This is a genomic window from Enterobacter sp. SES19 (assembly GCF_011765665.1).
Classification (GTDB): Bacteria; Pseudomonadota; Gammaproteobacteria; order Enterobacterales; family Enterobacteriaceae; genus Enterobacter; species Enterobacter pseudoroggenkampii.
This window is the reverse complement of sequence record NZ_CP050320.1, coordinates 3,531,856-3,556,943: the sequence shown is the minus strand read 5'-3', so window position 1 is coordinate 3,556,943 and position 25,088 is coordinate 3,531,856. Positions and strand designations below refer to the sequence as shown.

Below are 25,088 nucleotides of genomic sequence, written 5' to 3'. Positions count from 1 at the left end.
CGTTACGCGGCGACGTCGGCGCTCTCTTCTTCAATTTTGAGCAGCCAGCCGGTGACCGCTTCCCAGTATTGCTGCTCTTTTTCCAGGTCCAGCAGGACCAGCGCATTCTGGCTGAACCAGTCGTGCGGGAAGCTCAGCGTCCAGTGATGATCGTCGGTTTTAAGCTTCAGCGTGGGCGGCGTGGTGGTGGCCTGGCGCTGGTTATTGAGCAGCACGCCCAGGCGCAGCAGCTGAATAAGCGGCAGGAACTGCTTCTTCTTGAACAGCGTGAAGCGCGGCAGATCGTCGAGCTTGATGGCTTTGCGGTGATAACGCACCAGAGTCGCCATCATGGTTTGCTGTTCCTGGTTGAAGCCAGGCAGATCGCTGTTTTGCAGAATGTAGGCCGAATGGCGATGCATCCCGCTGTGGTTGATGTTCAGCCCCACCTCGTGCAGCATCGCGGCCCATTTTAACAGCGCAGCAAGCTGCGGGTGTGCGAGCTTCGGATTCTGTTCTTCCCACTGTTCGTACATCTGCACCGTGGTGTCCAGCACGCGCTTCGCCTGTTCGCGGTCGATGTTGTACTGGTTGGCCAGGCTTTGCGCGGTGCGGCTGCGAATATCCTGATGGCGGAAGCGGCCTTCCATTTCGTACAGCACGCCTTCGCGCAGCGCGCCGTCGGAAAGGCGCAGCTCTTTAATGGCGAGGGCATCAAACACGCCGCAGAGAATAGCCAGCCCCGGCACGAAGACCGCCTTACGCTCGTCGGAAAGACCCGGCAGGCTTAAGGCGTCAAAACTTTTATGCTTCAGCACCTCTTCGGTCAGCAATGTCAGGCGTTCAGGCGTGATAAACCCGTCTTTTTCACCCATCGCCAGCAGCACTTCATGCGCCGCTTTGATGGTGCCTGACGCGCCCAGCGCCACGTTCCAGCCCTGAATTCGGTACTGCCAGGCCAGGTTTTCCAGCTTCTGAACGGCCGCCATACGCGCACGCTGGAAGTTCTCGCGGGTGATGGTGCCGCCCGGGAAATACATCTGCGCGAAGCTGACGCAGCCCATACGGCGGCTTTCCACCAGGCGAGGCTCAAAGTCTTCACCGATCACCAGCTCCGTTGAGCCGCCGCCGATATCGATAACCAGCTTGCGCCCTTTTTCCGGCTGGGTGTGCTCAACGCCCATGAAAATCAGACGCGCTTCCTCGTTGCCGGAGATGATCTCAATCGGGTAGGGGATCACTTTTTCAGCTCGCTTGAGGAACTCCGGCGCGTTTAGCGCCTGGCGCAGGGTGTGGGTGCCCACGATGCACACGCTGGAGGGCGAGAAGCCCTGCAGGCGTTCAGCAAACAGCGACAGGCAGTTTAACCCACGCTCCATTGCCTCTTCGCTGAGCATGCTGCGTTCATCAAGGCCATCCGCCAGGTGTACCCGCTGCTTCAGACGACCGATGATCTGCAGCGCGCCATCCACCTCACGGGCGATGACCATGTGGAAACTGTTAGAGCCAAGATCGACCGCGGCGAATTCCTGCGGGCGTGGGGTCTTATCATTTATCGGCATAGGTTAATCGGGTTGCTCGAGTGATTTGATATAGTCGTAAATCGCCAGTTGCGACCGCACTTTGCGGCGGTTGCCGCGCGGTACATAGCGGTTACTGAGTTCTTTGTCGATATAGCGTGCTTTCACGGTATCGCTGAACAGAATCTCGATGATGTCGAGGATCTGCTGCTTCAGGCGCGGATCCAGCAGCGGTGCCGCGACTTCAATTCGGTAGTCAATATTGCGCGTCATCCAGTCTGCCGATGAGAGATAGACCTGTTTATCACCCGCATTATCGAAAATATAGACGCGATCGTGTTCCAGGTAGCGGTCAACAATGCTGATCACGCGAATATTGTCGCTGATGCCTTCCAGTTCCGGGATCAGCGAGCACATGCCGCGGATCAGCAGATTAACCGGCACGCCGGAGCTGGACGCCGCGTACAGCCTGTCCACCAGCCCTTTATCAACCAGGTTGTTAAGCTTCAGCGTGATGCCGGACGACAGCCCTTTCTGGGCATTGGCGATCTCTTTATCGATCATATCGTACAGCAGACGGCGCGAGTTCTGCGGCGAGACCAGCAGATAGTCAAAGTTCACCGGACGGTACGGATTCTCAATAAAGTTAAAGACCCGGCGCACTTCGTTAGTGATGCGGGCATCGGCGGTCAGCAGCGAATAGTCGGTATAGATTCGCGCCGTTTTCTCGTTAAAGTTCCCGGTACCGATGTGGGCGTAGCGCACTACCTCGTCGCCCTCTTTACGGGAGATGAGGAACAGCTTGGCGTGAATTTTTAGCCCCGGCGCGGAGAAGATGACGTGCACACCGGCTTCCGTCAGACGACGCGCCCAGTGAATGTTCGCCTCTTCGTCGAAGCGCGCCTGCAGCTCAACCACCACGGTGACTTTTTTGGCGTTGTGCGCCGCATGGATCATCGCGTCGATGATGCGGGAATCTTTTGCCACGCGGTAGATGTTGATTTTGATCGCCAGCACGCTCGGGTCGAACGAGGCCTGACGCAGCAGTTCCAGCACGTGCTCAAAGGTGTGATACGGATAGTAGAGCAGGACATCGCGTTCGCGGATGGCGTCGAATCCGTTGCGGAATTTATCGAACCACAGATGGCGCAGGCGCGGCAGCGGCTTGTTCACAAGATTGGCTTTGCCGACGTTCGGGAAGCCAATAAAGTCTTTAAAGTTGTGGTAACGACCACCCGGTACGATGGAGTCATAGCGCGAAATGGTCAGTTTCTCGCGCAGCATCTCCACCATGGCGTCCGGCATATCGCGCTGATAGACAAAGCGTACCGGCTCGGCCGTCAGGCGCTGTTTCAGGCTGGACGACATCAGCTCCATCAGGCTGGCTTCCATCTCGTGCACCAGGTCATATTCGGCGTCACGGGTCATCTTCATCGAGTAGGCGTTTAACGCATCGTAATCGAAGAAGCCTTTGAAGATATCGTCCAGACAGTAGCGCAGGATGTTATCGAGCAGGATCATCGGCTTGCGTCTGCGCGGGGTTTCCGGCGGCAGGTTCACAAAGCGCGGCACCTTGTCGGACGGGATCTCCAGCAGCGCGTAGCGGATGGATTCACCGCGAATAATTTCCACGGCCAGATAGGTGTAGTCATCTTTCAGGAACTGCACCAGATCGGTTTCGCGGTTGATCAGAATCGGGGTAATGTGCTGGCGCAGGTACTGTTTAAAATAGTGGCGCAGCCAGTTTTGTTGGTTAACGGAAAGCTGACGTTCGTTAATCAGGAAGATTTGATTACGCGCCATCTCCAGCAGCAGTTCGTTATACAGGCCGTCAAATTCCTGATCGGCTTTCAACACGCGGGACTGAATTTTGCCCAGCAGGTGCCGCGAGTGCGAGTTTAGGCCCTGTTCTTCGCTGATGATGATGCGCCTTTTCAGCTCGGCAAAGCGAACCTTGTAGAACTCATCCAGGTTGTTGGAATAGATGCCCAAAAAACGCATGCGCTCGATCAGCGGGTTACTTTTGTCTGCCGCTTCCTGGAGTACACGTTCGTTAAATGCTAACCAGCTTAGCTCTTTCTCGATATATAACTTTTCCTGACCCATTACAGCTCACACTCCAGTTCAATCACAGGACGTGGTAAATCCGTCTCGTCCTTATTATGGCGAGCATTTCCACGATATGTCCAACAGTGCCAGAAAAGTATGACAGTTATTTTTTTTGTTGGGGATTTTAGAAGGTTGGAGAAGGGGATATCGGGTAATGCAATGAACAGGTCGGGTAAGCGCAGCTGCGCTACCCGACATAACAAACTACTCTTCGGCAGCATGACCCTGCGGGGGTAACTTCACGCCGTCCAGCCAGGCTGCGCCGTCGCGCATTTCGAGACGTCCGTCGACAAACCAGCTTACCACCAGCGGGTAGATGGCATGCTCCTGGGTCTGTACGCGTTCGGTCACGTCTTCTTCGCTATCGCCGTCAAAGACCGGGACTTTTGCCTGCAGGATCACCGGACCGCCGTCCAGCTCGTCGGTAACGAAATGCACGGAGGTGCCGTGCTCCTCATCGCCGTTTTCCAGAACCTGACGATGGGTGTGCAGGCCGGGATATTTCGGCAGCAGGGAAGGGTGGATATTCAGCAGACGTCCGGCGAAGTGTTCTACAAAAGCCGGGCTCAGAATACGCATATAGCCCGCCAGTACGACCACGTCCGGCGCGTAGGCATCAATCTCATGCACCAGCTCGCGGTCAAAGGCTTCACGCCCGGCGAACTGGCTGGCTTCCAGCGCGTGCGCAGGGATGTTCGCTTCCCGCGCGCGCTCAAGGCCGAACGCGTCGGCCTTGTTGCTGAAAACTGCCCGAATGGTGCCATTGATTTTCTTCTGTTTGCAGGCGTCAATTATCGCCTGCAAATTGCTTCCGTTGCCGGAAATGAGCACCACGATGTTTTTCATTCAATGACCACACGCTGTTCGGAATCGGAGGCTTTAATCGTACCGATTTTCCACGCGTTTTCACCTTTTTCAGTCAGCAGCTTGACCGCTTTATCCGCTTCGCTTGCCGGCAGGGCGATAACCATGCCCACGCCGCAGTTAAAGGTGCGGTACATTTCGTGGGAGCTCACGTTGCCTGCGGTCTGCAGCCAGTTAAACACGGCTGGCCACTGCCATGAGGATTCGTCGATCACCGCCTGGGTGTTGTCCGGCAGGACGCGCGGGATGTTTTCCCAGAAGCCGCCGCCGGTCAGGTGAGCGATAGCGTGAACGTCGACGTTCTCGATAAGCTCAAGCACGTTTTTCACGTAGATGCGGGTCGGGGCCAGCAGATGGTCAGCCAGCGGTTTACCGTCAAGTTCGGTCGTCAGCGGGTCACAGCCGCTCACTTCGATGATTTTACGCACCAGGGAGTAGCCGTTGGAGTGCGGGCCGCTGGAGGCCAGCGCGATCAGCACATCGCCATCGGCCACTTTGCTGCCGTCGATAATTTCTGATTTTTCTACTACACCGACGCAGAAGCCCGCGACGTCATAATCTTCGCCGTGATACATGCCCGGCATTTCCGCGGTTTCACCGCCAACCAGCGCACAGCCAGACTGCAGGCACCCTTCGGCGATACCGTTGATCACGCTTGCCGCGGTATCTACGTCCAGTTTGCCGGTCGCGTAGTAATCGAGGAAGAACAGCGGCTCTGCGCCCTGAACCACCAGGTCATTCACGCACATCGCGACCAGATCGATACCGATTGTGTCGTGACGCTTTAAATCCATCGCCAGGCGCAGTTTAGTGCCTACACCGTCAGTTCCCGAGACCAGAACAGGTTCACGATATTTTTGCGGCAGCGCGCACAGTGCGCCGAATCCACCCAGACCACCCATCACTTCCGGGCGGCGGGTTTTTTTCACCACACCTTTGATTCGGTCAACCAGCGCATTACCTGCGTCAATATCAACACCGGCATCTTTGTAGCTGAGAGAAGTTTTGTTGGTCACGGCTTAAATCCCCACGCGATTGCATAGCTAGTAAGAAAAATCGGCGCAATTCTAACAGTCCAGGCAAACGTTTGCGAGCCTATTCTGGACGTAGGGATCTTTTTTTACGCGCAGCCTGCCAGTGCGCCCAAACTTGCGTCTGTTCACGAAAATGAAACCGGTTTCGGTATTCTCCTTGCAACCCGAAACGGCTTTGCACATCATTCAACTGAAACCGGTTTCTGTAATTGTTTTTGCAGAAAATAACGCAGAATGAGGGAAAGTGAATGTCAGGATTTAAAGCAGATTTTCTGTGGGGCGGTGCGGTTGCGGCGCACCAGCTCGAAGGCGGCTGGAAAGAGGGCGGCAAGGGGGTGAGTGTGGCCGATGTGATGACCGCAGGCGCGCACGGCGTGCCGCGTGAAATCACCAACGGCGTGCTGGACGGGAAAAACTACCCTAACCATGAAGCCATCGATTTCTATCACCGCTATAAAGAAGACATCAAACTCTTTGCCGAGATGGGGTTCAAATGCTTCCGCACCTCTATTGCCTGGACGCGGATCTTCCCGAAAGGCGACGAGCTTGAGCCGAACGAGGCAGGCCTGAAATTCTATGACGACCTGTTCGACGAGTGTCTGAAGCACGGCATCGAACCGGTTATTACCCTGTCTCACTTCGAGATGCCGTTTCATCTGGTCACGGAATACGGCGGCTGGCGCAACCGTAAGCTGATCGACTTCTTCGTTCGTTTTGCAAAAGTGGTTTTCCAGCGCTATCAGCACAAGGTGAAGTACTGGATGACCTTTAACGAGATCAACAACCAGGCCAACTTCCACGAAGACTTTGCCCCATTCACCAACTCGGGGCTGAAGTACGCGCCGGGCGAAGATCGCGAGCCGGTAATGTTCCAGGCCGCGCACTATGAGCTGGTGGCCAGCGCGCTGGCGGTGAAGGCGGGGCGCGAGATTAACCCGTCCCTGCAGATCGGCTGCATGATTGCCATGTGTCCTATCTATCCACTGACCTGCGCGCCGGACGATATGATGATGGCGATGAACGCCATGCACCGCCGCTACTGGTTCACCGACGTGCACGTGCGCGGCAAGTACCCGCAGCATCTGCTCAACTACTTCGAACGTCGCGGCTTCGCGCTGGATATTACCGAAGAAGATAAAGCGGCGCTGACGCAGGGCTGCGTGGACTACATCGGGTTTAGCTATTATATGTCCTTCGCCACCAAGGCGACGGCGGACAACCCGCAGCTGGATTACGACGAGAGCAAGAGCCTGGTCTCTAACCCGTACGTGCAGAAATCCGACTGGGGCTGGCAGATTGACCCGGTGGGGCTGCGCTACTCCCTCAACTGGTTCTGGGATCACTACCAGCTGCCGCTGTTTATCGTTGAGAACGGCTTTGGCGCAATCGACGTGCAGGAGAGCGACGGCACGGTGAACGACCAGTACCGAATTGACTACCTGGCCGCCCACATCCGCGAGATGAAAAAAGCGGTGGTGGAAGATGGCGTAGACCTGATGGGCTATACCCCGTGGGGCTGTATCGACCTGGTGTCTGCCGGTACCGGTGAAATGAAAAAACGCTACGGCTTTATCTTTGTCGATAAAGACAATGAAGGCAACGGCACGCTGAACCGCAGCAAGAAGAAGTCGTTCGACTGGTATAAGCAGGTGATTGCGAGCAACGGGGATAACCTGTAATTGTCGGGTGGCGCTAACGCTTACCCGACCTACAATACACGTAGGCCCGCGTAAGCGCAGCGCCACCGGGCAGAACCCGCACCCAAGCCGGAACTCAGTCTCCGGCTTTTTTGTCTTTGCTTGATCCCTGTCAAGCAACATGGGTATGGCCTAATCCGAAAAAAGCGGTATAATCCCGCGATTTTTTTGCGGATGCCATTCAGAGGAGAAAGAGAATGAAGATTGTGGAAGTGAAACACCCACTCGTTAAACACAAGTTGGGCCTGATGCGTGAGCATGACATCAGCACGAAGCGTTTTCGCGAACTGGCCTCTGAAGTCGGCAGCCTTCTGACCTACGAAGCGACCTCCGATCTGGAAACGGAAAAAGTCACCATCGAAGGCTGGAACGGCCCGGTGCAGGTTGAGCAGATCAAAGGTAAGAAAATTACCGTTGTGCCAATCCTGCGTGCCGGTCTCGGCATGATGGAAGGCGTGCTGGAGCACGTGCCAAGCGCGCGCATCAGCGTGGTCGGGATCTACCGTAACGAAGAAACCCTCGAGCCGGTTCCTTACTTCCAGAAGCTGGTGTCCAACATCGACGAGCGTATGGCGCTGGTGGTTGACCCGATGCTGGCAACCGGCGGTTCAATGATTGCCACCATCGACCTGCTGAAAAAAGCGGGCTGCAGCAGCATTAAAGTGCTGGTGCTGGTTGCGGCACCGGAAGGGATCGCGGCGCTGGAAAAAGCGCACCCGGACGTTGAGCTGTATACCGCCTCTATCGACCAGGGCCTGAACGAGCACGGGTACATCATCCCGGGGCTCGGCGATGCCGGCGATAAGATCTTTGGTACGAAATAATCGAATAACGATAAATAAGCCGACTTTGATAGTCGGCTTTTTTTTGAATAAAACACCAACAACGATACTACTCAGAGGAAAACACTATGACGCGCCGTGCTATCGGGGTGAGTGAAAGACCGCCGCTTTTACAGACTATCCCGCTTAGTTTGCAGCACCTGTTCGCCATGTTTGGCGCAACCGTGCTGGTGCCAATCCTGTTCCACATTAACCCGGCTACCGTGCTGCTGTTCAACGGCATCGGTACGCTGCTGTACCTCTTCATCTGTAAAGGCAAAATTCCGGCGTATCTCGGGTCGAGCTTCGCCTTTATCTCGCCGGTGTTGCTGTTGCTGCCGCTGGGTTATGAGGTCGCGCTGGGCGGCTTTATCATGTGTGGCGTGCTGTTCTGCCTGGTCTCCTTCATTGTGAAGAAAGCCGGTACCGGCTGGCTGGACGTGATGTTCCCTCCTGCAGCGATGGGCGCCATCGTGGCCGTCATCGGTCTCGAACTGGCGGGCGTCGCGGCGAATATGGCCGGTCTGCTGCCTGCTGACGGCCAGTCACCGGATTCCAAAACCATTATCATCTCGCTGGTGACCCTGGGCGTAACGGTGTTTGGCTCCGTGCTGTTCCGCGGTTTCATGGCGATTATCCCGATCCTGATCGGCGTGCTGGCAGGCTATGCGCTCTCCTTTGTAATGGGCGTGGTGGACACCACCCCGATTGCCGAGGCGCACTGGTTCGCGCTGCCAACCTTCTATACGCCGCGCTTCGAATGGTTTGCGATCTTCACCATTCTGCCTGCGGCGCTGGTGGTGATTGCGGAGCACGTCGGCCACCTGGTGGTGACGGCGAACATTGTCAAGCGCGATTTAATCCGCGACCCGGGCCTGCACCGCTCCATGTTTGCGAACGGTTTCTCCACCATCATCTCCGGTTTCTTTGGTTCTACGCCAAACACCACCTACGGCGAGAACATCGGCGTGATGGCGATTACCCGCGTCTACAGCACCTGGGTTATCGGCGGCGCGGCGATCATCGCCATTCTGCTCTCCTGCGTCGGCAAGCTGGCGGCAGCGATTCAGATCATCCCGGTTCCGGTGATGGGCGGCGTTTCTCTGCTGCTGTACGGCGTGATCGGTGCCTCCGGTATTCGCGTGCTGATTGAATCCAAAGTGGATTACAGCAAGGCGCAGAACCTGATCCTGACCTCGGTGATCCTGATTATCGGCGTCAGCGGTGCGAAGGTGCACATTGGTGCGGCCGAGCTGAAAGGCATGGCGCTGGCGACCATCGTCGGCGTGGGCCTGAGCCTGATTTTCAAGCTGATCTCGGTAATTCGCCCGGAAGAACAAATTCTGGACGCGGACGACAGCGAAAAAGCACCACATTGATCCTTTAACCGGGTGGACGATCCGCCCGGTTCTCTCCTTGCAGGTTCCGTGCTAAACTCCATGCCGATTTTATGTAAGATCTGGTTGAGGTACTTCTGAACGGACCGGCACAGCTCTCTCTGCCACTCTATCTCCCTGACGACGAAACTTTCGCGAGTTTCTGGCCGGGTGATAACCCCTCTTTACTGGCTGCACTGCAAAACGTGCTGCGCCAGGAACACAGCGGATACATCTATATCTGGTCACGCGAAGGCGCGGGGCGCAGCCACCTGCTGCATGCCGCCTGCGCGGAGCTTTCGGCGCGCGGCGATGCGGTAGGCTACGTGCCGCTGGATAAACGTACCTGGTTCGTGCCTGAGGTGCTTGAGGGAATGGAACATCTCTCGCTGGTGTGCATTGATAATATCGAATGCGTGGCGGGGGATGAGCCGTGGGAAATGGCGATCTTTAACCTCTACAACCGCATTCTGGAATCGGGGAAAACACGGCTGCTGATCACCGGCGATCGTCCGCCTCGCCAGCTGAATCTGGGACTGCCGGATCTGGCGTCTCGCCTGGACTGGGGGCAAATCTACAAGCTTCAGCCGCTGTCGGATGAAGATAAGCTTCAGGCGTTACAGCTGCGTGCGAAGCAGCGCGGGTTTGAGCTGCCGGAAGACGTGGGCCGTTTCCTGCTTAAACGACTGGATCGCGAAATGCGCACGCTGTTTGATACGCTCGATCAGCTCGATCGCGCCTCCATTACCGCCCAGCGCAAGCTGACTATCCCGTTTGTGAAAGATATTCTCAAGCTTTGAGCTTTTTGCCCGGTGTCGGCTGCGCCTTACCGGGCCTACGAAAACCTGCCGCACTTTGTAGGCCGGGTAAGGCGCAGCCACCACCCGGCTAAAGATCCCCCATTAGATGCTCAACCAGCAGTGGAATCGGTCTTCCCGATGCCACGCTTCGCCCACTTTCACGCCACAGCGCCGTACCGCTGATGTCCAGATGGACCCACGGAATTGTCGGCGGGCAGAAGTGATGCAGCAGCCACGCCGCCGAGGCGCTGATCGCCGCATTGTTGGTCGGCGTGTTGCACAGATCGGCAATCGCGCTGTCGGTCTGCTTTTTCAGCCGCGCATCCAGCGGCAGGGACCACACTTCATCACCGCTCTGCTTACCCGCCAGCGTAAGCGCCGCGCGCAGCGGTTCATCCTGCGTCATCAGCCCGCTCAGCTCATACCCCAGCGCCTTCACGACCGCACCGGTTAAGGTGGCCATATCAATGATATAGCGCGCCTGCGGATGGCGCTGGCTGGCCCAGGCGATGGCGTCCGCCAGCACCAGTCGGCCTTCGGCATCGGTGTTGTTGATTTCAACGGTGATCCCGTTGCAGGCCGTTGCTACCGTGCCGGGCTGCATGGCGTCCGGGCCGATGGCGTTTTCCGCCAGCGCCAGCACGCCCATAATGCGTACGGGCAGCGCCAGCTCTGCGACGGTCAGCATCAGGCCCAGCACGTTAGCCGCACCGCACATGTCGTATTTCATGGTGTACATGCCCGCGCCTTCCTTCAGCCACAGGCCGCCGGTATCAAAGGTAATGCCTTTACCCACATAGCAGCGCACCGGGCCGTCGTTGACACCGTCATAATGAATCGCCAGCAGGCGCGGCGGACAGGTCGCCCCTTTGCCGACGGCGTGCAGCAGCCCCAGACCGTCCTCAACGATTTGCTTTTCATTCAGCACTTCGCACCGCAGGGCAGGGAAGGCGGCACACAGTTTTTGCGCCTCTTCCACCACAAACTGCGGCGTGCAGCGGTCGGACGGGGTATCCGCCAGACGTCGCGCCGCGACCATGCCGTGGGCGATGGCCTGCTGCTGGCGGAAAATAACCGCCAGTCGCTCCTGCTGTTCGGGTAAGCAGAGCGCGGCGATGCGCTCAAGACGGACGCTGTCGCTGGTTTCCTTCAACTGCAAATCGCTAAGCCTGTGCGCCTGATTAAAGAGAAAACGCAGCACCTGCGCCAGCACCACATCGTCGATATCAGTCACGTCCAGTATCAGCTCGGGACTGACGGGCGAGGCCAGCAGCGGGCGCAGCGCCGTCAGTAATCCTTCGGTCAGGCTATCCTGCCAGAGCGCATCGGGCAGCAGGGTGATCCGGGCAAACGGGGCGCAGCCAAAGCGGGTGTCAGCGATGCTGGCAGACTCGCGCATTTCCGCGACAAGCGCCGTTTCGGGCAAAAGCGTACAGGAGGCGGAGGCAATCAAATGGCTCTGCGGCTTCGCGTCGGAAAGCGCGGTGATAAACTGATACGTAATCATCATGACTCCTCAATCGGCGCGCGGATCCGCGCGGCATAGGCCTGCATCCACTCATCGTCTACCGCGTGATAATGCGTTTTCTCCCGCAGGCGTTCGGTACGAAAAACGGTGAGGGGCTGGCGAGCCGTCGCCACCACGAACGAAAAGGTTTTGATGTTGGTAGCGGCACCAAATTCGCCCCTGTTGTTCATGCACACCACGGAGAGATCGCCCACGCGGCCAAAGCGCGACATCAGCTTGTCCTCCAGTTCGAACACCACCGAATCCGCCGCCTGCTGCGGCGTCATACCCTGCGCCATGCGGCGAACGATTTCGTAACTGGTGCAGCCTTTCATCAGATCTTCACCGACGCCCGTGGCGGTGGCGGCGCCGGTTTCGCTGTCACAGTAAAAGCCGGAGCCGATAATGGGCGAATCCCCGAGTCGACCGCGTTTTTTCATGAACAGGCCGCTGGTGGAGGTGGCGACGCTCATTGAGCCCTGTTTATCGAGGCCGATAATGCCGACGGTGTCATGTCCGTCGTAAGGGCTTAAGCCCTTATCCAGCGTTTCGCGGCAGCGTTTGCGGTAGTGCTGCATGGCGCGGTCAGTGAGCATGGTTTTGTCGGCAAAGCCCTGGCTCAGCGCCCATTCCCTCGCGCCCTGGCCGACCAGCAGGCTGTTGTAGCGCTGGCGGCTTAACGCATGCGCCACGCGCACCGGGTTGGCGATATCCACCAGGTTGCCCACGGCACCAAACGCCAGCGTGTCGCCGTCCATATAGGCGGCGTCCAGCTCCACCTCGCCATTTTCGGTGGGCAGCCCGCCGTAGCCGACGGATTTATAAAACGGAAAGTCTTCGACGGCGGCGACGGCATCCACCACCGCTGCCGAGACCGGTTTCCCCGCAGCCAGCGCAGATGCAGACTCGGTGACGCCTTCAAGCGCCATTCGCCAGGTCGCGATAATTCCCCACATGCGTTACTCCTGTTTTGCAAGGGTGGTGTCGGTTTGCGTAACGGTGGCCATTTCCGCCGCGCGGTACTGTTTGTCCACGATACGCATAAAAGGCAGATACAGCATGGCGCCAATCAGCAGGTTGATAAGCTGCATCACGCTGCCGCTCAGGTGACCGGTGACGATAAAACCGCTGATGACCGGCGGCAGCGTCCAGGGAATAAACACCCCGGTGGTGACGGCAACCGCGCCAATCTTCATCGCCGCATACTGCACGGTGACCAGCACCAGCGGCACCAGGTTGAACGGGATAAGCATGATCGGGTTCATGATCACCGGCAGGCCAAACAGGATCGGTTCGTTGATGTTAAACACCGATGCCCCGGCGCCGAGGCGCGCCACTTCACGCATGTTTTTGCTGCGGGCGAAAATCAGCATTGCAATCACCAGCGACAGCGTGGCCCCCGCGCCGCCCATCCAGATCATGTCAAAAAACTGTTCGGTGATAATGTGCGGCGGCGTCGTGCCTGCCTGAATCGCGGCGATGTTGTCGGTCTGGTTCTCCATCCACAGCGGTCGAATGATGCCGTTGATCATCGAGCCGGAGTTAATGCCCACGGACCACAGAATGGTGATGCTGAACACCGTCATCAGCGCGCCAAAGTATGAGGTGCCATAGTGGCGCACCGGCGTGGCAACCACTTCGTAAATAAACTGGTGGATGGTGTTGTAGTGGGTGTTTTCAAACACGATGCGGATACCCAGCACCAGAATCATCACCAGCAGGGCCGGGATCAGCGCGGCGAACGACTCCTGCACCGCCGGAGGCACGCCGTCCGGCATTTTGATCACCATTTTTTTGCGCTTGAGCCAGCAGAACAGCTCCGTCCAGAGCAGAGAACCAATCATCGCCACGAACAGCCCTTTGCTGCCAATCCACTCCACTGGAATGACGGTGATACCGCCGTTCTCCGCCACTTTGATAAAGGGCGTCAGGATGAGAAAGGCGACCAGCGCCAGGATGCCGCAGGAGATGCGATCCTCGCCATAGTGTTCCGCCAGGCGGAAGGCGACCAGGAAGCTGATGAACAGCGACATGGTGGAGAACACCGCGTTGAACGGGATTTCGATAATGGCGCTCCAGCTCTCACCAAAGGCCTGAGACATAAACTGCTGATAGGCTTGATTCGGGAACGACGAGATCACCAGCAGAATAGAGCCGACGATGATAAACGGCATGAAGGAGACGTAGGCGCCGCGAATGGCCCCGAGATGCCGCTGCTGGGCCGTTTTGGCCGCCAGCGGCATCAGTTTTGCTTCAAGAAATCCCAGAACATTGTTCATTGTGAACTCCGTACAAGATTGAGGGGTGTTGTTTGTGTTATGTCTGAGGATTATCAGTGAAGCGTGGTGAGCGAAAGGTGAAATCGGTCACAAAGCAATCGCTGGTATAGTATAAATCTCACAAGATTGGTTCTGAGGATCCTGCGATGGAAATTAAACTGCATGCTAATGCCACCACGACGCCGCGCATCCGTCGCTATCTTCAGCAATCAGATAAAAGCGACAGAGAACTGGCCGTTGAGCTGGGGATCTCGGTCACTACAGTCAGGCGCTGGCGTAACCGCGATCAGGTTTCGGATAACCACACGACGCCAAAAGTGATACACAAAGCATTGAGACAAGAGCAGGTTGCGCTGGTCAATGCCCTGCGGGATATCACGGGTGCCCCGCTGGACGAACTGCTGCAGATGGTCAATAACGGACTCGGGATCGCCGTATCCCGCGCGACCCTCAATCGCTACCTCAAACCGGCTTCGGTAAAGCAGAAGGGCGCGACGTTGCAGGGGAAAAAGGCGCTGAGGGCAGGTATCGTGCCGCAAAAACTCCTGTTACATCATCAGCCTCTGTCTCTGCATATGGACGATGGCGGTGAACAGCATCTGCTCTGGGCGCGTGAACCCGTGAGCGGCTGGTGCTCCGTTCGGCTGTACGCGGGCATTTCTCCACAGCTGCTGGTCCACTGGGTGAACGACGTGCTGGAAGCCTGTCCGGCTGATATTCAATCTATTGAGACTTTTGGTTTCGAGGTGAAGCTTGAGAAACGCAATACCGCCGTGACAGTACATCCACAGCAATACCCCGCCGTTCAGGTTGCTCTGCCGCTATGCGACATCATTCCACGTCTGAACAGTGAACCGGCAGGCGAGCTGCTGATCCAGCTGTGCGAATTTTACAACCGGGAGAAAGCCCAGAAAAAGTTGGGAGAGAGTACGCCGCAGGCCTTCTTGGAAGCGCTGCGGCATAAGGACTAGAGGATCTCGAGCACGTCTTCCGGCGGGCGTCCAATGCGCGCCTGGCCGTTCGCCACCACAATCGGGCGCTCAATCAGCTTTGGATTTTCAACCATCGCCTGGACCAGTTCAGCCTCGGTGAGACGGTTGTCATCCAGGTTAAGCGACTTATACAGATCTTCTTTCTGGCGCATCAGTTCTCTTGCACTGCCCATTCCCAGCATGTGCAGCAGCTGGCGGAGGGTTTGCGCGTCAGGTGGGGTGTCAAGGTACAGCACCACCTCCGGCTCCACGCCGTTAGACTTCAGCAGGCTCAGGGTATCGCGGCTCTTGGAGCAGCGAGGGTTATGATAGATTTTTACGGCGTCTGTCATGACGTGAATTCTCCTTTATTACATCTTCTCGTACGGCTTAAAGCGCTGCTGCAGGCCGCGTAGCTGATCGATACGCGCGTCGTAGCGAGCCTGCTGGAGGCTGCCGAGTTTGACCTGCGAGCTGGCGCTGCTGAGCGCGGAAATCGCCTGATCGAGGCGGCCCACCAGGGCAAAACCTTCGGCACGCGCCGCCAGCTCCTGATCGCGGTTGCCGAGCTGGGCTTCCGCCTGAGCGAGCAGATCCCAGCCGTTTTGATCGTCTTTATTATTAAAGGTGTAGCGGTTGAGGATGGTCGCCGCCTCGCCAGGCTGGCCGCCCTGCAAGTAAGCGTTCGCTAGGTTAAGCTGCAGCACCGGGTTGGTACGGACGTCTTTCGCTCCTTTCAGGCGGTTAATCGCATCGGAAGGCTTCTTCTGCCCCAGATCGATATCCGTCGACAGATCGAGGTACCACGGGTTGTTCGGATCGGCTGCCAGAAGCGGCTGCAGCGCCTTACGCGCCTCGTCGTATTTGCTGGCTTCCATCGCCTGGAGCGCCTGACCATACTGCGCGGCGTTTTTTTCTCGCACGTTGCCTTTTGCCAGGGTATCCAGCAGGTCGCTGGTGAGCTGGTTACGCCCGGAATTGTACATCCCCAGGGTTCTCACCTTCGCCATGTAGAAATCCTGTGAAGACTGGACCACGACCGGGCGCATCTGGTTGGCACGGTTACGCGCGTCCGACAGACGGCTTTCCGGCAGCGGGTGGGTCAACAGAATTTCCGGCGGACGGGAAGAGTAACGCGCCTGATCGAGCAGTTTTTCGAGGAAGCTCGGCATGGCCTGCGGGTCAAAGCCCGAACGCTGCAGCACCTGAATCCCGATGCGGTCCGCTTCCTGCTCGTTTTGTTGGGTGAAGCTGATCATCCCCTGGCGTGTTCCCGCCAGCGTACCGGTCAGGGCCGCCATCCCGGCCTGCGGGCTGGCCATCGCCAGCAGAATAGAGCCCAGTGCACCCACCCAGGTGAGGGGGGCGTTACGTTTCTGGTCTTCCATCGCTCGCGCCAGGTGACGCTGGGTGACGTGCGAAATTTCGTGCGCCATTACCGAGGCCAGCTGGCTTTCGTTGTCAGAGTAACGGAATAACGCCGAATGCAGCACCACGTTACCGCCAAAGAAGGCGAAGGCGTTGATTTCGTCGTTATTGATTAAATAGAAATGGAAGGGGGTTTTTACCGAGTCGGCGTGCGAAACCAGACGCATCCCCAGCCCGTTAATGTACTGTACCAGCAAAGGGTCGTTAATCAGCGGGGCGCTGCCGCGCAGCTGGCGAACATAGTAATCCCCCATTTGCATCTCTTGCCCAATAGAGAGCGTGCTTCCTGCTGTGGTGCCCATGTCCGGCAATGTATCGGACGAGTCAGCAAAAGCGGGCAACACCTGACCGACCGTCACCGCGGCAATCAGTGTCGCAACCAGTGTTTTTCTCAACTGCCTGAACATAACCACTGTCCTGTATGTTGGATGTGCTAATTTGACCGATGAACCGGTATATCGTTCATCTCTGCTGCTCTGGGAGTGTAGCCGTGTTGTAGCATGAAGAAAATCCCATTCATCAGGCTTTTGCGGATTGTGATCGGGATACAAAAAGCGAAAGTCTTTTTTGTGACAGTTAGATACAATTCATCGTCTCACTCCCGCCATTCGATTCAGGGAAGGGTTGTATGCTCGAAATGTTAATGCAGTGGTACCGGCGTCGGTTCAGCGACCCGGAAGCCATTGCTTTGTTGGTTATTCTGGTTGCCGGGTTCGGTATTCTGTTCTTTTTCAGCGGCCTGCTCGCGCCCCTGCTGGTGGCGATTGTGCTGGCGTACCTGCTGGAGTGGCCAACGGCGCGCCTGGAGCACATCGGCTGTTCCCGTCGCTGGGCGACCAGCATCGTCCTGGTGCTGTTTGTCGGCATCCTGCTGTTAATGGCCTTTGTGGTGATGCCGGTTGCCTGGCAGCAGGGGATCTACCTTATTCGCGATATGCCCGGCATGCTCAACAAGCTTTCTGATTTTGCCGCCACGCTGCCGCGCCGTTACCCGGCCCTGATGGATGCCGGGATTATCGACGCGATGGCGGAAAATATGCGCGCCCGCATCATGACGATGGGCGATTCGGTGGTGAAATACTCTCTGGCCTCGCTGGTCGGACTGCTGACGCTGGCGGTTTACCTTGTGCTGGTGCCGCTGATGGTCTTCTTCCTGGTGAAAGATAAAGACCAGATGCTCAACGCCGTGCGCCGTATTCTGCCGCGTAACCGCGGGCTGGCGGGGCAGGTCTGGGAAGAGATGAACCAGCAGATCACCAACTACATTCGCGGCAAGGTGCTGGAGATGATTGTCGTGGGGGTCGCCACCTGGATTGGCTTCCTGATTTTCGGCCTGAACTACTCGCTGCTGCTGGCGGTGCTGGTGGGGCTGTCTGTCCTGATTCCGTACATCGGCGCGTTTGTGGTGACCATTCCGGTGGTTGGGGTGGCGCTGTTCCAGTTTGGGCTGGGGACTGAGTTCTGGAGCTGCTTCGCGGTGTACCTGATTATTCAGGGGCTGGACGGTAACCTGCTGGTACCGGTGTTGTTCTCCGAAGCGGTGAACCTGCATCCGCTGGTGATTATCTTATCGGTGGTGATTTTCGGCGGGCTGTGGGGGTTCTGGGGCGTGTTCTTCGCCATTCCGCTGGCGACGCTGATTAAAGCCGTGGTTCACGCGTGGCCGGATGTGCCGGCGGTGGAAGAGAAGTAGTTTTGAGCGGCCTGATGCCCTCACCCCGACCCTCTCCCACGGGAAGAGGGGGAAAACATGAAAAACGGCAACCTGGGTTGCCGTTTTGCTGTTTATCAGGCGCTTTCTTTCAGCCAGTTCAACACCACGTCGTGGTGATTGCTGGTTTTGAAGTCGTCAAACACGTGTTCAACTTTTCCGTCAGCGTCAATCAGGAAGCTGATGCGGTGAATACCGTCGTAGGTTTTACCCATAAACGTCTTCTCGCCCCAGACGCCGAACTGCTCGCACACCTGATGGTCTTCATCAGAAAGCAGCGTGAAGTTCAGCAGCTCTTTTTCAGCAAATCGTGACAGCTTTTCTGGTTTATCCGTGCTGATACCCAGCACTTCCACGCCGACTTTTTTCAACTCGTCCATGTTGTCGCGTAAGCCGCAGGCCTGTACGGTGCAGCCGGGGGTCATGGCTTTCGGGTAGAAATAGACCAGAACACGCTGTCCCTGGAAGTCGGTCAAATTTACTTGCTCGCCGTCTTGATCCGGTAAGCTAAATTTCGGTGCGATGTCACCGGCTTTCAGTGGGTTCATTACTCAACTCCATCCTGTTCGTGCTGCGAATAATTGACGACGCTTATACTGCCCTGCGCGTTTAATTCTGTACAGAGGGCTTTGAACGCTTGCTCGATATTTGACGCATCCTGTGATGCAGGACTGTGCGCGGTAATTTGAATAAAGAGCGTGGGAACCGTGCTTGCGTCGCCCGGCTGTGTGCGGGAAACGAGCTCGGCAATGTTCATCTGATGGCTGTCAAACAGCGCGGTGAAGCGCTCTATCAGATGGGGAGAATCAGGCACTTCAACCTGCACCCAGACGGTAGAAGGCATAGCCGGACGCGGTCGCGCCGTGGTGCGCTTCATGACAATCAGCAAATCCAGCTCGGCGCCTTTCAGCGGCAGGGTCGATTCAATCAACGTAATGGCGTTCCATGTCCCGGAAAGCAACATAATAAATGTGAACTCTTCGCCAAGCATGGCCAGACGGCTGTCTTCGATATTACAGCCGCAGCTGCTTACGTGGCGGGTGATGGTGTTCACGATACCCGGCCTGTCGGCACCCAGCGCAGTGATAACCAGGTAATGTTGTGATGAGGTTGTCAAACCTGTTCTTCCTTTGCATGGTTAAGTCTTCCTAAGGAAAGCATAAAAAAAACATGCATACAACCGCCTGAGAGCCTCAGGTCGCTTGCTTTTATTACAGTTCCAAACGTAACATTGAGGCTCTTGTTCGCACAGAGGATGGCTCATGTTCACGGGAAGTATTGTCGCGCTTGTTACACCGATGGATGAAAAAGGTAATGTCTGCCGGTCAAGCATGAAGAAGCTCATTGATTACCATGTCGCCAATGGAACCTCGGCGATCGTTTCGGTAGGGACTACCGGTGAATCCGCAACGCTGAGCCACGACGAGCACGGCGATGTAGTGATGCTGACCCTGGAACTGGCTGACGGACGTATTCCGGTCATCGCGGGGACAGGGGCTAATGCAACCGCAGAAGCTATCAGCCTGACCAAACGTTTTAACGACAGCGGCATCGTTGGCTGTCTGACGGTGACCCCTTATTACAACCGTCCTACTCAGGAAGGTTTGTTCCAGCACTTCAAAGCCATCGCTGAACATACTGACTTGCCACAAATTCTGTATAATGTGCCGTCCCGTACCGGTTGCGATATGCTGCCGGAAACCGTTGGTCGTCTCTCGGAAGTAAAAAATATTATCGGTATTAAAGAGGCGACAGGGAACTTAAGCCGCGTTCATCAGATCAAAGAGCTGGTTTCAGACGACTTTATCCTGTTGAGTGGTGATGATGCGACCGCGCTGGACTTTATGCAGCTCGGTGGCCATGGCGTGATTTCCGTAACGGCAAACGTTGCGGCGCGCGATATGGCTGAAATGTGCAAACTGGCCGCAGCCGGTCACTTTGATGAAGCCCGTGTCATTAATCAGCGTCTGATGCCGCTGCACAATAAATTATTTGTCGAACCCAATCCGATCCCAGTGAAATGGGCATGTAAGGAGTTGGGGCTTGTAGCAACCGATACGCTGCGTCTGCCAATGACACCGATTACCGACCACGGTCGTGACATCGTCAGAGCGGCGCTGAAGCATGCCGGTTTGCTGTAGAGTTTAGGGAGATTTGATGGCTTATTCAGTACAGAAGTCGCGCCTGGCGAAGGTTGCGAGTGTTTCGCTTGTTATGCTGCTCGCTGCCTGTAGTTCAGACTCGCGCTACAAGCGCCAGGTGAGCGGTGATGAATCCTATCTGGATGCGACCCCGCTTGCTGAACTTCACGCACCGGCTGGTATGATCCTGCCGATTCAGAACGGCGATTATAATATTCCCGTGACCAACGGCAGCGGCCCGGTCGGTAAAGCGCTTGATATTCGTCCGCCAGCACAGCCTCTGGCGCTGGTTAACGGGGCGCGTACCCAGTTCACCGGTGATACGGCGTCTCTGATGGTTGAGAGCGCGCGCGGTAGCACGCTGTGGCCGCAGGTTGTCAGCGTCATTCAGTCGAAGAACTACACCATCGATAAACGCGATGACGCCAGCCAGACGTTAACCACCGACTGGATCGAGTGGAACCGTCTGGATGAAGACCAGCAATACCGCGGTCGTTATCAAGTCTCCGTAAAACCACAGGGTTACCAGCAGGCGGTCAACGTTAAGCTGTTGAACCTGGAGCAGGCGGGTAAACCGGTTGCGGATGCCGCGTCCCTGCAGCGTTACAGCACCGAAATGCTGAACGTGATTGCTGCGGGTCTGGATAAAACCGCGACCGATGCCGCCAACGCCGCGCAGAGCCGCAACGGTGTGACCTTCGATGTGCAAAGCGGTGCGGATGATACCGGCCTGCCAATGCTGGTGGTTCGTGCACCGTTTAACCAGACCTGGCAGCGTTTGCCAGCGACGCTGGAAAAAGTGGGCATGAAAGTGACCGACAGCACCCGCTCAACCGGTAGCATGACGGCAACCTATAAGCCGCTCTCCGACAGCGCATGGCAGGAACTGGGCGCGAAAGATCCTCAGCTTGCCTCCGGTGACTACAAAATTCAGGTCGGTGACCTTGATAACCGCAGTAGCCTGCAGTTTATCGATCCAAAAGGTCACACGCTGACCCAGTCGCAGAACGATGCGCTGGTCGCTGTCTTCCAGGCAGCATTCAGCAAATAAATACGAGGGCTGGTGAATCCAGCCCTTTTTATTTTCGTGCCACGCAAACGTGTGCGTGGCATAATATGCCCAGTTTTGAACACAAATCATCACACCAGGAGTAATGAAGATGCAGAAGCAAGCTGAGTTGTATCGTGGCAAAGCGAAGACCGTATACAGCACGGAAAACCCGGATCTGTTGGTGCTCGAGTTCCGCAATGATACGTCAGCAGGGGATGGCGCACGCATTGAGCAGTTCGATCGTAAAGGCATGGTGAACAACAAGTTCAACCACTTCATTATGACCAAACTGGCCGAAGCGGGTATCCCGACTCAGATGGAAGCGTTGCTGTCCGATACGGAATGTCTGGTGAAGAAACTGGATATGGTTCCGGTTGAGTGCGTTATTCGTAACCGTGCGGCGGGCTCCCTGGTGAAGCGTCTGGGCATTGAAGAAGGTATCGAACTGAATCCACCGCTGTTCGATCTGTTCCTGAAAAACGACGCCATGCACGACCCGATGGTCAATGATTCCTACTGCGAAACCTTCGGCTGGGTGAACAAAGAGAACCTGGCGCGCATGAAAGAGCTGACCTACAAAGCCAACGACGTGCTGAAAAAATTGTTTGATGACGCGGGCCTGATCCTCGTCGACTTCAAGCTCGAGTTTGGTCTGTTCAAAGGCGAAGTGGTGCTGGGCGATGAGTTCTCACCAGACGGTAGCCGCCTGTGGGACAAAGAAACCCTGGATAAAATGGACAAAGACCGTTTCCGTCAGAGCCTGGGTGGCCTGATTGAAGCGTACGAAGCGGTTGCTCACCGTTTAGGCGTTAAGCTCGACTAACTCCCTCACCTGCCAAAGGATGTTCGCATCCTTTGGCGTCTTACCTTTGTTTCCTATGGTAATCTTGCCGTTAACCGCCTACGATCATAGCTATTATAAATGGAATAGTTCGAGGTGGTTATGCGCTGGCAAGGGCGTCGTGAAAGTGACAATGTAGAAGACAGACGCAGTGATGGTGGCGGCGGTCCTTCAATGGGGGGGCCCGGCTTCCGGTTACCCAGCGGCAAGGGCGGCATCATCCTGCTGATTGTGGTGTTAGTCGCGGGTTACTACGGCGTTGACCTCACCGGGTTGATGACCGGTCAGCCGCTGCAACAGCAGCAGCATTCTCAGCGCTCCATCAGCCCGAATGAAGATGAAGCGGCCAAATTTACCTCCGTTATTCTCGCCACAACAGAAGACACCTGGAGTCAGCTGTTTGAGAAAATGGGGCGTACCTACCAGCAGCCGAAGCTGGTGATGTACCGGGGGGCAACCCGCACCGGATGCGGCACCGGGCAATCCGTGATGGGGCCGTTCTACTGCCCGGCAGACGGTACCGTCTATATCGATCTCTCTTTTTACGATGACATGAAACGCAAGCTTGGCGCCGACGGTGATTTTGCCCAGGGCTACGTGATCGCGCATGAGGTTGGCCATCACGTGCAAAAGCTGCTGGGGATTGAGCCAAAAGTACGCCAGCTGCAGCAAAATGCGTCTCAGGCTGAAGTGAACCGCCTGTCCGTCAAAATGGAGCTGCAGGCGGACTGCTTCGCGGGCGTCTGGGGTCACAGCATGCAGCAGCAGGGCGTGCTGGAATCCGGCGATCTTGAGGAGGCGCTGAATGCCGCTCAGGCGATCGGTGACGACCGTCTTCAGCAGCAGAGCCAGGGGCGCGTCGTACCGGACAGTTTCACTCACGGTACCTCACAGCAGCGCTACAGCTGGTTTAAACGCGGTTTCGACAGCGGCGACCCGGCGCAGTGTAATACCTTTGGCAAAGCGATGTAATGCTGGCGTTTGATCAGCTGATACGCGAGCTTGAGCGCACCGGCCATCGTCGGCTGGTGGTGCTCAGCGGTGAGGCGCAGTGGACGTTAAGCCAGGCGGTTGCCCTGCGTGACGCCTTGCCCGGAGACTGGGTAAGACTTCACGAACATCCTTCAAAAGCCATCAGCGGCCTGCTGGGACGCGAGTTCCGGCATGCCGTTTTTGACGCCAGCACCGGGTTTGATGTCGCCGCGTTTGCCGCCCTGAGTGGAACGCTGAGCGCCGGAAGCCTTCTGGTGCTGCGGGTCCCTCCGCTTGCTGACTGGGCCGACAGGCCTGACAGCGATTCTTTGCGCTGGAGCGACAGCGCGGAGCCGATCGCCACTCCACACTTTGTGCACCACTTCTGCCGGACGCTTGCCGCCGATTCGGATGCGATTGTCTGGCATCAGCATCGTCTCTTGTCCGTTCCCGTTGCGCCGGATTTACCCGCCTGGCAGCCTGCCAGCGGCGCACCGCAGCGCGAGCAGGCGGAGATCCTCGACGTGCTTCTGACCATGCCTGCGGGCATTGCAGCCGTAACGGCACCGCGCGGACGCGGAAAGTCAGCGCTGGCGGGGATGCTGCTCAGTCGCATTCAGGGGAGTGCGGTGGTCACTGCACCGGCTAAAGGGGCAACGGATATCATTGCGCGCTTTGCGGGCGAGCATTTCGACTTTATGGCTCCGGACGCGCTGCTGGCCTCTTCACATCAGGCTGACTGGCTGATTGTCGATGAAGCGGCTGCGATCCCTGGTCCGCTGCTGGAGAAGCTGGTGACGCGTTTTCCGCGCGTAGTGTTAACCACCACGGTCCAGGGCTATGAGGGGACGGGCAGGGGATTCCTGCTGAAGTTCTGCGCTCGTTTCAGTGGATTGCGGCATTATGCCTTATCGACCCCCATTCGCTGGGCTGCCGGATGCCCGCTTGAGCGATTCGTGGCGAATGCACTGTTATTTGATGATGCGCTTATCGATCGCAAACCGGAAGGCGACGTGCGTATAACGCCGCTGGCGCCGCGGACGTGGGAGAGTGACCCGGCATGCGTGGCAAGCGTTTATGAACTGCTGTGTGCTGCACATTATCGTACTTCACCGCTCGATTTACGCCGGATGATGGACGCGCCCGGCCAGCACTTTGCTGTTGCCGGGACGGAGGCAGAGATCGCCGGCGCGCTCTGGCTGGTGGAAGAGGGCGGGTTGTCCCCTGAGCTTAGCCGCGCCGTGTGGGCGGGATACCGGCGTCCACGCGGGAATCTCGTGGCGCAGTCGCTGGCGGCGCACGGCGGATCGCCACTCGCGGCGACGCTGAAAGGGCGACGGGTTAGCCGCATTGCGGTTCACCCCCTGCGCCAGCGGGAAGGCATCGGGCAACGGCTTATCCGTAGCGCCAGCGGGGAAGACTATCTGTCGGTGAGTTTTGGTTATACCGACGAGCTGTGGCATTTCTGGCATCAATGTGGGTTTGTGCTGGTGCGGATGGGGAGCCATCGGGAAGCCAGCAGCGGCTGCTACACGGCGATGGCGCTGCTGCCGCTGAACGAAGCCGGGCGTCAGCTGTGCGCGCAGGAACATCAGCGTTTGTGCCGGGATATGCGCGTCCTGTCGGCCTGGAACGGTGAAAAGATCCCGGTGGAAGACGGCTGGGAAGCTACCCTTAATAGTGACGACTGGCGGGAGCTGGCGGGGTTTGCGTTTGCCCATCGGGCGTTTTCAACCTCGGTTGCCGCGCTGACGCGGTTGTTGCTCACCGTTGATATGCCGCTTCCGGCCCTGCGGGGGAAAATGGCAGGGAAAGCGGATGAGGTCGGGCGAAAAGCGTTGCTGGCAAAGCTGCGCAGTGAAACCGCGCAAGCGCTTGAAAGCCTTGATTATCCGCGCTGCCAGCGGTTGAAGGAAGCCATTTTGCAATGGCAATTTTTTCAATGACTTCTTCAGTAAAGTGGCATGGTCATTCCCGCCGGGAGGCG

Annotated in this window: 22 protein-coding genes; 11 read left to right on the top strand and 11 right to left on the bottom strand. The window is 57.1% G+C overall.

Annotation, left to right across the window (positions count from 1 at the left end; all coding sequences use genetic code 11):
* Nucleotides 1-2 precede the first annotated feature (2 nt).
* The 4 genes from ppx to purM form a co-directional block, all read right to left on the bottom strand.
* Nucleotides 3-1,541 (bottom strand): exopolyphosphatase, encoded by a 1,539-nt coding sequence (gene ppx, locus GXP72_RS16880; protein ID WP_024907553.1) that lies wholly within the window; start codon nucleotides 1,539-1,541, stop codon nucleotides 3-5.
* 3 nt (nucleotides 1,542-1,544) lie between these two features.
* Nucleotides 1,545-3,605 carry a polyphosphate kinase 1 gene (gene ppk1 / locus GXP72_RS16875; protein WP_024907554.1) on the bottom strand — a complete coding sequence of 687 codons (2,061 nt, stop codon included), beginning with the start codon at nucleotides 3,603-3,605 and terminating at the stop codon, nucleotides 1,545-1,547.
* Between the two features lie 207 nt (nucleotides 3,606-3,812).
* Nucleotides 3,813-4,454: a phosphoribosylglycinamide formyltransferase gene (purN, locus tag GXP72_RS16870; RefSeq protein ID WP_032646794.1), complete on the bottom strand. Its 642-nt coding sequence runs from the start codon at nucleotides 4,452-4,454 to the stop codon at nucleotides 3,813-3,815.
* On the bottom strand, nucleotides 4,451-5,488 hold the full coding sequence (gene purM / locus GXP72_RS16865; protein ID WP_024907556.1) for a phosphoribosylformylglycinamidine cyclo-ligase: 1,038 nt from the start codon (nucleotides 5,486-5,488) through the stop codon (nucleotides 4,451-4,453). Before purM ends, purN begins: the two co-directional genes overlap by 4 nt.
* 266 nt (nucleotides 5,489-5,754) lie before the next feature.
* Between purM and GXP72_RS16860 the strand changes: the two genes are divergently transcribed.
* From GXP72_RS16860 to GXP72_RS16845, 4 genes are all read left to right on the top strand, one after another.
* Nucleotides 5,755-7,185 carry a 6-phospho-beta-glucosidase gene (locus tag GXP72_RS16860; RefSeq protein WP_048991281.1) on the top strand — a complete coding sequence of 477 codons (1,431 nt, stop codon included), beginning with the start codon at nucleotides 5,755-5,757 and terminating at the stop codon, nucleotides 7,183-7,185.
* Between the two features lie 215 nt (nucleotides 7,186-7,400).
* Entirely contained in the window at nucleotides 7,401-8,027 is a 627-nt protein-coding gene (gene upp / locus GXP72_RS16855) for a uracil phosphoribosyltransferase (RefSeq protein WP_008501641.1), read from the top strand.
* A gap of 86 nt (nucleotides 8,028-8,113) precedes the next feature.
* Nucleotides 8,114-9,403: a uracil permease gene (uraA, locus tag GXP72_RS16850; RefSeq protein WP_024907558.1), complete on the top strand. Its 1,290-nt coding sequence runs from the start codon at nucleotides 8,114-8,116 to the stop codon at nucleotides 9,401-9,403.
* A 95-nt stretch (nucleotides 9,404-9,498) separates the two neighbouring features.
* A complete protein-coding gene (locus tag GXP72_RS16845) occupies nucleotides 9,499-10,200 on the top strand; it encodes a DnaA inactivator Hda (RefSeq protein ID WP_166792068.1) in 702 nt (233 codons plus the stop codon).
* Between the two features lie 88 nt (nucleotides 10,201-10,288).
* Here the strand turns inward: GXP72_RS16845 and GXP72_RS16840 are convergent, their stop codons facing one another.
* From GXP72_RS16840 to celB, 3 genes are read right to left on the bottom strand one after another with little or no spacing between them, the layout of a single operon-like run.
* The gene (locus GXP72_RS16840; RefSeq protein WP_208763927.1) at nucleotides 10,289-11,707 is read right to left on the bottom strand and encodes a leucyl aminopeptidase family protein; all 1,419 of its coding nucleotides are present in this window, start codon (nucleotides 11,705-11,707) and stop codon (nucleotides 10,289-10,291) included.
* The gene (locus GXP72_RS16835) at nucleotides 11,707-12,663 is read right to left on the bottom strand and encodes a N(4)-(beta-N-acetylglucosaminyl)-L-asparaginase (protein ID WP_024907561.1); all 957 of its coding nucleotides are present in this window, start codon (nucleotides 12,661-12,663) and stop codon (nucleotides 11,707-11,709) included. The genes GXP72_RS16840 and GXP72_RS16835 overlap by 1 nt, the downstream gene beginning before the upstream one ends.
* 3 nt (nucleotides 12,664-12,666) lie before the next feature.
* On the bottom strand, nucleotides 12,667-13,986 hold the full coding sequence (gene celB, locus GXP72_RS16830) for a PTS cellobiose transporter subunit IIC (protein ID WP_208763151.1): 1,320 nt from the start codon (nucleotides 13,984-13,986) through the stop codon (nucleotides 12,667-12,669).
* Nucleotides 13,987-14,132: 146 nt separating this feature from the next.
* Between celB and GXP72_RS16825 the strand changes: the two genes are divergently transcribed.
* Nucleotides 14,133-14,957 carry an XRE family transcriptional regulator gene (locus GXP72_RS16825; protein WP_208763150.1) on the top strand — a complete coding sequence of 275 codons (825 nt, stop codon included), beginning with the start codon at nucleotides 14,133-14,135 and terminating at the stop codon, nucleotides 14,955-14,957.
* On the opposite strand, the gene arsC is transcribed toward GXP72_RS16825, so the two are convergent.
* Entirely contained in the window at nucleotides 14,954-15,310 is a 357-nt protein-coding gene (gene arsC / locus GXP72_RS16820; RefSeq protein WP_024907564.1) for an arsenate reductase (glutaredoxin), read from the bottom strand. The two genes, GXP72_RS16825 and arsC, sit on opposite strands and share 4 nt — an antisense overlap.
* Before the next feature lie 18 nt (nucleotides 15,311-15,328).
* Nucleotides 15,329-16,792, bottom strand: a complete 1,464-nt coding sequence (bepA, locus tag GXP72_RS16815; RefSeq protein WP_208763149.1) for a beta-barrel assembly-enhancing protease — start codon at nucleotides 16,790-16,792, stop codon at nucleotides 15,329-15,331.
* A gap of 221 nt (nucleotides 16,793-17,013) precedes the next feature.
* On the opposite strand from bepA, the gene GXP72_RS16810 reads away from it, so the two are divergent.
* Entirely contained in the window at nucleotides 17,014-18,078 is a 1,065-nt protein-coding gene (locus GXP72_RS16810) for an AI-2E family transporter (RefSeq protein ID WP_024907566.1), read from the top strand.
* Nucleotides 18,079-18,173: 95 nt separating this feature from the next.
* Here the strand turns inward: GXP72_RS16810 and bcp are convergent, their stop codons facing one another.
* A complete protein-coding gene (gene bcp / locus GXP72_RS16805) occupies nucleotides 18,174-18,644 on the bottom strand; it encodes a thioredoxin-dependent thiol peroxidase (RefSeq protein ID WP_008501635.1) in 471 nt (156 codons plus the stop codon).
* Nucleotides 18,644-19,213: a glycine cleavage system transcriptional repressor gene (locus GXP72_RS16800; RefSeq protein ID WP_023325845.1), complete on the bottom strand. Its 570-nt coding sequence runs from the start codon at nucleotides 19,211-19,213 to the stop codon at nucleotides 18,644-18,646. Before GXP72_RS16800 ends, bcp begins: the two co-directional genes overlap by 1 nt.
* A 145-nt stretch (nucleotides 19,214-19,358) precedes the next feature.
* Here GXP72_RS16800 and dapA point away from each other — a divergent pair, with 145 nt between their 5' ends.
* From dapA to GXP72_RS16775, 5 genes are all read left to right on the top strand, one after another.
* Nucleotides 19,359-20,237 carry a 4-hydroxy-tetrahydrodipicolinate synthase gene (gene dapA / locus GXP72_RS16795; protein ID WP_008501633.1) on the top strand — a complete coding sequence of 293 codons (879 nt, stop codon included), beginning with the start codon at nucleotides 19,359-19,361 and terminating at the stop codon, nucleotides 20,235-20,237.
* Nucleotides 20,238-20,253: 16 nt separating this feature from the next.
* A complete protein-coding gene (gene bamC, locus GXP72_RS16790) occupies nucleotides 20,254-21,288 on the top strand; it encodes an outer membrane protein assembly factor BamC (RefSeq protein WP_032646781.1) in 1,035 nt (344 codons plus the stop codon).
* A gap of 109 nt (nucleotides 21,289-21,397) precedes the next feature.
* The gene (gene purC, locus GXP72_RS16785) at nucleotides 21,398-22,111 is read left to right on the top strand and encodes a phosphoribosylaminoimidazolesuccinocarboxamide synthase (RefSeq protein WP_008501631.1); all 714 of its coding nucleotides are present in this window, start codon (nucleotides 21,398-21,400) and stop codon (nucleotides 22,109-22,111) included.
* A gap of 120 nt (nucleotides 22,112-22,231) precedes the next feature.
* Entirely contained in the window at nucleotides 22,232-23,101 is an 870-nt protein-coding gene (locus GXP72_RS16780) for a neutral zinc metallopeptidase (RefSeq protein WP_023308754.1), read from the top strand.
* Nucleotides 23,101-25,047, top strand: coding sequence for a GNAT family N-acetyltransferase (locus GXP72_RS16775; protein WP_208763148.1), 1,947 nt, complete (start codon nucleotides 23,101-23,103; stop codon nucleotides 25,045-25,047). The genes GXP72_RS16780 and GXP72_RS16775 overlap by 1 nt, the downstream gene beginning before the upstream one ends.
* Nucleotides 25,048-25,088: the final 41 nt, after the last annotated feature.